Origin of the sequence: Pseudonocardia xishanensis (assembly GCF_039541715.1) — a bacterium.
Taxonomy (GTDB): Bacteria; Actinomycetota; Actinomycetes; order Mycobacteriales; family Pseudonocardiaceae; genus Pseudonocardia; species Pseudonocardia xishanensis.
On record NZ_BAABGT010000111.1, the window covers coordinates 1 to 1,168 of the forward strand.

Here is a 1,168-nt window from a genome sequence, read left to right on the forward strand (position 1 = left end):
GTGGGGCTTCGGCACGACGGACGATCTCCTTCACAAGATCGTCGGACCCTACGTCTCCTAACAGCCGTGTCCGCTGAGCGGGGTCAACATCAGCCGTGTCCGCTGAGCGGGGTCAACATCACAGTGTCCGGCGCAGGGGGCCAAGCTCACGGATCGATGACGGCGGCGAGGGTTGAGGCGGGCCAGCAGGCGCTCGAGGAATGCCTGCCAGTGTCGTCTGGTGGTGGGGTCTTGCTGGTCAGGGGGGGAAATGTGCCCGAGTGGCGATGGTGCGGCGGGTGATGCGCAGTGCAGCGGTGAAGCTGATCCGGTCGGGGTCGTGGCCGCCGTGGTGGGCGGCGTCGTGCATCAGGGAGCGGATGGCGTAGTGGCAGCACAGGTGCCCCCAGATCTCTTGGAGGACCAGGTCGGGAGACTTCGACCGCAGCACGATCCGGGGGCCGCGCTGGTGGGTCTTGAGCTCGTCGAAGGTGTTCTCGATCTCCCAGCGTTGGGTGTAGGCGGCGGCCAGCTCGGTCGCGGAGGCCTGGTCGGGGTCGGTGATCGTGGTGAACAGCCGGTAGGTCGTCGGGTTGTCCCGGCCGTCGTCGATGCTGTAGTCGATGACGCGCACGGGCATCGGTTCCTCGCGGCGGGCGGCCGGGGTGGAGCCGCCCAGGTGTGCCAGCCAGGACCCGTCGGGCAGGTCAGACACATGCGTCGGTGTGGGCCCGGCTTTGTCGGTGCGGATCCGCCACAGCAGGTCCGCACCGGTGGCGGTGGCCTTGCGCCACAGGGCGTAGGAGAAGAACCTGCGGTCGGCCAGCACCACCATGTCCGGGGTGAAGGTGTCCAGGAGCCGTTCGGCGAGACAGGCCTCGGACTCGCGGTAGGTCCCGACCCGGGCGGCGAAGATCGCGTGGGTGCCGCACTCGGCCAACGCCAGGACCCGAGCCTGGGGAAAGCCGCCTTCTCGCCCTTGTTCACCCCGGGTCGCCCGAAGTGCTCGGCGTTGGCGGGGGTGTCGGCCACGTCCAGGCAGGTCCCGTCCACCGCCACCAACCGCAGCCCAGCCAGCCATGCCCCCGCAGTGTCCGCGACCGCGACCGGGCGAGCCACCCTCGCGAACTGAACCGTCCTGGGTCTGCGTGAGGCTGACGTTCAGGCCACCGCACCCTGTTGGGCGATG

Annotated in this window: 1 pseudogene; it reads right to left on the minus strand. The window is 69.3% G+C overall.

Annotated features, from left to right (window positions below):
* Positions 1-238 precede the first annotated feature (238 nt).
* Positions 239-1,125, minus strand: a pseudogene (locus tag ABD993_RS32360) (IS4 family transposase); the annotation flags it as partial.
* Positions 1,126-1,168: the final 43 nt, after the last annotated feature.